We start from the raw sequence: 6,033 nt of genomic DNA on the forward strand, positions 1-6,033 counted from the left end.
TGGTAGTAGCAGTGTTAGGCATCTTGATGTCTGGTGGAGCTTACCTACCGATAGATCCTGGGCTACCCCAAGAAAGACAGTGGTATCTACTCGAGCAAGCACAAGTCACACAAGTATTGACTCAAACTCACCTCAAACAGTCTCTGGGTTGGCCTGAAGGAATCAAATGTTGGTCTGTAGATACTGAAGAGTTAGCAGAATATGATCCAAACCCCCTAGAACCAGTACAAACTTCAGAAGATTTAGCTTATGTGATTTACACTTCTGGTTCCACAGGTTTACCCAAAGGGGTAATGATCGATCATCGGGGAGCAATCAATACCATCCTCGACATCAATCAACGGTTTAAAGTAACACCATCTGACCGAGTACTCGCCTTAGCAGCGTTAAATTTTGACCTGTCAGTGTACGACATATTTGGTGTGCTAGGAGCAGGGGGAGCGATAGTGATGCCACCACCAAAAGCAGCAAAGGATCCAGCTTGCTGGAGAGAATTAATTATCGCTCACGAAGTTACCTTGTGGAACTCAGTTCCGGCTCTGATGCAGATGTTGGTAGAGCATTTATTAGGAACCTCAGCAACAGCAGTAGGTGATTTACGAGTGGTAATGTTGAGTGGAGATTGGCTGCCAGTAGACTTACCAAGCAAAATCCAATCTCTGTGGTCTAATGTTCAAGTGATGAGTTTGGGTGGAGCAACCGAAGCGTCAATTTGGTCGATTGGCTATCCGATTGAAAAGGTGGGGTCAGACTGGAAGAGTATTCCCTATGGTAAGCCCCTGTTAAATCAAAGTTTTTACGTACTGAATGAGTTGATGGAACCAAGACCAGTTTGGGTACCGGGACAACTTTATATTGGAGGGGTAGGTTTAGCTAAGGGTTATTGGAAAAATGAGCACAAGACCCAAGCAAGCTTTATTACCCATCCAGTCACTCAGGAACCGTTATACAAAACTGGGGATTTAGGCAGGTATTTACCGGATGGTAATATTGAGTTTTTAGGCCGAGAAGACTTCCAGGTAAAAATAAATGGTTATCGTGTTGAACTGGGGGAAATTGAAGTAGCATTAAAGCAATTTCCAGGAATTAAAGAAGCGATTGTTACTGCTATCGGAGAATCTCAACAAAGCAAACGCCTGGTTGCTTATGCCGTGTTCAAGGAAAAGTCTGTTATTAGCGATTCTTCCCTGACCGATATCCATCAGACAGAAGACAAAAATGAAGTGGGCCAGCCTGATCAAGAAATAAATTGTACTTCGGAACAATTGCGTAAGTACCTATGGCAAAAACTTCCCGAATATATGGTTCCTGATGATTATGTTATTTTGGAAGCTTTACCATTAACTGCCAACGGCAAAGTAGACCGTAAACGATTGCCCAAACCTCAAAGACAAACTATAGCCGATACGAATCAAAATATACTACCTCAAACCAAAACTGAACAACAAATTGCTGCTGTTTGGACAGAAGTTCTTGAGCTAGAAGAAGTAGGAATTCACGACAATTTCTTTGCCATAGGAGGAAATTCTTTACTTGTCATCAGAGTGCATAATAAATTGCAAGAACTATTAGGCATAGAATTGAAAGTAGTTGACCTGTTTGCTAACCCTACTGTACATTTTCTAAGTCAACACCTTACTCAGATTGGTAGTAAAGAATTATTTATGGAAACTAGTAAAACTCGTGGAGATGAGCGAGTTAAGAAAGGCACTACAAGAAAGGAAAGGCGCAATATTAGAAAAAGTCTACGCGGCAAAAAATAATTTTTTCCAAGTATTGTTGTATTGTTATAACTGTTATGAACAGCTAAGTAATTAAGAAATATAGCAAAATTAAAGTATGACAGTAAGATGATGGATGATTTAGAAGACCTTAACGATAATCAAGACATAGCAATTATAGGAATATCTGGACGTTATTCAGGAGCTGATGATATTGAACAGTTTTGGCAGAATGTTCGGGATGGAGTTGAATCAATATGTCTTTTTTCAGAACAAGAATTGCTCAACTCTGGGATCGAACAAGAGTTACTGAATAACTCTAACTACGTCAGGACTGGTAGTTTGATCTCAAACATAGATATGTTTGATGCTAGTTTCTTTGGCTATACTCCTAAACAAGCTGAAGAGATAGACCCGCAACAAAGGCTATTCCTCGAATGTGCTTGGGAAGTAATAGAGAGGGGTGGTTATAACCCGGATACCTATCAAGGTTCTATCGGGGTTTATGCTGGCATTACCATGAGCAGCTATTTCTGGAACAACGTTAATCCTTGTTTTGACTTTTCTTACCTCAATAGTAGTTCTTTTCAACAATTGCTGGCTAATGACAAAGATTACTTAGCAACTCGTGTTGCTTACAACCTGAATCTAACTGGACCGGCTATCACCGTTCAAACTGCTTGTTCCACTTCATTAGTAGCTGTTCATCTAGCTTGCCAAAGTTTGCTCAATGGGGAATGCGACATGGCTCTTGCTGGTGGTGTAACCATCCGTGTGCCTCAAGAAGTGGGATATTTGTATCAAGACGGGATGATTCTCTCCCCAGATGGTCATTGCCGAGCCTTTGATGCCAAAGCTGAGGGTACAAGGTATGGTAATGGTCTCGGAGTTGTACTACTCAAGGGACTCGAAGATGCTATTGCAGACAAAGATTATATCTATGCAGTAATTAAGGGTTCAGCCATTAATAACGATGGCTCTTTGAAAGTCGGCTACACCGCACCTAGTGTAGTAGGTCAAGCAGCGGTTATTTCAGAAGCTCAGGCTGTGGCTGGTGTGGAAGCAGAGACGATCACATATGTAGAAGCTCATGGCACAGGGACAAAACTCGGAGATCCGATTGAAATTGAAGCTCTGACCAAGGTTTTTCAGCAGAGCACCCAAAAACAAGGCTTTTGTGCTATTGGTTCAGTAAAAACTAATGTTGGGCATTTAGACGCAGCAGCAGGAGTAACGGGACTGATTAAAGCTACTTTGGCTCTCAATCACAAATTAATTCCCCCTAGCCTGAACTTTGAACAACCCAATCCCAAAATTGATTTTGTAAATAGTCCCTTTTTCGTCAATACAAAATTGTCAGAATGGAAAAGCAATGGCACGCCTCGCAGAGCTGGAGTTAGTTCTTTTGCCGTGGGAGGAACTAACGCCCATGTCATTCTCGAAGAAGCCCCAAAACAATTTAAAAACCAAGATATATATCAGCGTCCCTTACATTTATTAACCCTTTCAGCTCAAACTAAAGAAGCACTCGAAGAATTGGTTAGTCGTTATCAAAATTATCTAGAAACTAACCGAAAAATAGAACTAGCAGATATTTGTTATACAGCCAATAGTGGACGATTCCACTTCAACCATCGCCTTGCTATTATTGCCGCTGATCGACAACAATTAGCAACAAAACTCAGTAACCGAAGTGCTGGGGAAGAAGTAGTTGGGGTGTTTCAAAAAGAATTTTGTACCAGCAGTAATGTTCCTCAAGTAGCTTTCCTGTTCACTGGTCAAGGTTCCCAATATCTGAATATGGGACGGCAACTATACGAAACTCAGCCAACTTTTCGTCAAGCTTTGGAGGAATGTGACGAAATTCTGAGTTCGCTACTAGATCAATCTCTTTTAGCCGTTCTATATCATCAAACAACGGATGAGTCTGGTTCATCGCTACTAGACCAAACAGCTTATACTCAACCCGCCCTATTTGCTATCGAATATGCCCTCTTCAAGCTCTGGCAATCCTGGGGCATTGAACCAAATGTGGTCATGGGTCACAGTGTAGGTGAATATGTCGCAGCAACGGTAGCAGGGGTTTTCAGTTTAGAAGATGGTTTGAGATTAATTGCCAAGCGAGGGCAGTTGATGCAACAATTGCCATCTGTCGGTGAGATGGTATCGGTCATGGCATCAGAGTCGAAGGTGCAAGCAGTGATCGCAAACTACACGGAGAAATTGGGGTTAGCTCAGTCTAATGTGGGTATTGCAGCCATCAACGGACCAGAAAGTGTTGTGATTTCTGGAGCGAGTGCTGCGGTTAAAGCAATTAGTAGCAGCCTGGAATTGGAGGGAGTGAAAATCAAACTACTACAGGTATCTCACGCCTTCCATTCACCTTTAATGAGACCAATCTTGGCAGAGTTTGAAGCAGTAGCTCAACAAGTGAACTACCACCAACCTCAAATTCCACTCATATCTAATGTCACAGGAGAACAAGCTACCTGTGACATTAGTACACCGGACTACTGGGTGAATCATATCTGCCAACCAGTGCGGTTTGTCCAAAGTATGGAAACCTTGTACCAAGAAGGCTATGAAGTTTTCTTAGAAATTGGACCAAAACCAATTTTGTTAGGTATGGGAAGGCAGTGTTTACCAGAAGAGGTAGGTGTCTGGTTGCCTTCTCTGCGACTAGGGATGGAAGACTGGCAACAGATGCTTTTCAGTTTAGGACAATTGTATCTACAGGGAGCTGAAGTGGATTGGTTGGGAGTCGATCAAGATTATGGCTTTCAGAAAGTAGTATTGCCAACCTATCCATTCCAAAGACAACGTTATTGGATTGAACGGAGTCAAGGCAGAGGTGAAGACAAAGCCAAGCAAAATTTATCTGTTTCAACCTCATCTCCTGTAACTGAGCTATTAGATCGAGGAGACTATAAGCAGTTGACAGCAATGTTAACAGGAAACGGCTCCTTGACAGCAGTTGAAGTCGTGCAGCAACTGATTCACCACCATCAACAATCACTGGCACAAGCAGCTCTCAAGGATTGTTTGTACCATATAGAGTGGCAGCTCAAGCCTTCAACTCTAGCTCCAGAAACCCCTTCCCAGAATGGTCAATGGCTGATTATCGGAGGTGAGGCAACTGTGGCACAGAAGTTAGCAGAGCAGCTTGAGCAAAAACAGCAGAGTTGCTATGTTGTCAAGCAATTTCCTCAAGACTATTCACAACTGTTGCAGCAGGTTCAACAAGAAACTGAGCTGCCCTTGGTAGGGATTGTGTATTTGACCAGTGAGGAAGTCCCTTCTCAGATAAATACGACTTCTTCTCAAAGCTTGCTGGGACTACTACAAACCTTACTGCAAGACGACTCTTCAACTCCTGTAAAAGTTTGGGTAGTTACAGCAGGAGCAGTAGCTAAGGGAGAGCATCCTATCTCTGTAGCTCAGACTCCTCTATGGGGTATGGGAAAGGTTGTGTCACTCGAACACCCTGAGTTGTGGGGAGGATTAATTGACCTAGAACCAGGTAAAACTGCTGAAAATCACATGGAATGCCTTTTAAGGGAGCTGCTCAACCGTGATGCGGAAGACCAGGTAGTCTACCGTGGGGGTGAACGTTATGTACCCAGATTAGTGCGCAGTTCAGTTCCTACCTCGAAAATATTCAAAGTAGAGCCGACAGGAAGCTATCTGATCACAGGTGGATTGGGATACTTGGGATTGAAAGTAGCCGATTGGCTGGTTAAACAGGGTGTCCGCCATCTGATCCTACTTAGTCGTAGTGGTCTGACAAAGGAAACTCAACCCGCTGTGGAAGCACTGCAACAGACTGGGACTAATGTCAAAGTCCTGGCAGTCGATGTGGCTGATCTAACCGATATGGAACGAGTCTGGAAGCAGCTTGAAGCTGAGGAGAAACCTCTCAAAGGGATTATTCATGCGGCAGGAGTAGGAAGATTAGATACTCTCGAAGAGTTAACACCGGAAAAATGGGAGGCAGTGCTGCGTCCTAAAGTACAGGGTGGATGGAATCTACATCAACTATCTCGGAATGAGAATCTGGATTTCTTTGTCTGTTTCTCATCCATTGCCTCAGTTTGGGGCTCCCGAGGTCAGACCCATTATGCCGCAGCTAATCAGTTCCTAGATGGGTTGGTGCACTATCGTCATTCTTTAGACTTACCAGGATTAGCAATCAATTGGGGAGCCTGGGCAGGGGGTGGCATGACCACAAATGAGGCTCAGAGATGGCTAGCTCAAATTGGAGTAGAAGCACTCTCACCGGAGTTAGCTATTTCTGCATTGGAGCACCTAATAT

Annotated in this window: 2 protein-coding genes; both read left to right on the plus strand. The window is 43.3% G+C overall.

Translation table 11 applies throughout. The annotated features are described in order from the left end of the window. Positions 1-1,763: amino acid adenylation domain-containing protein (locus tag F6K20_RS21180; protein WP_287295932.1), on the plus strand; the 1,763-nt coding region annotated here is incomplete at its 5' end. A gap of 87 nt (positions 1,764-1,850) precedes the next feature. After that, on the plus strand, positions 1,851-6,033 hold a 4,183-nt coding region (locus F6K20_RS21185; protein WP_287295934.1), incomplete at its 3' end, for a type I polyketide synthase.

The sequence above is a fragment of the Moorena sp. SIO2C4 genome (assembly GCF_010672485.1).
Lineage (GTDB): Bacteria > Cyanobacteriota > Cyanobacteriia > Cyanobacteriales > Coleofasciculaceae > Moorena > Moorena producens.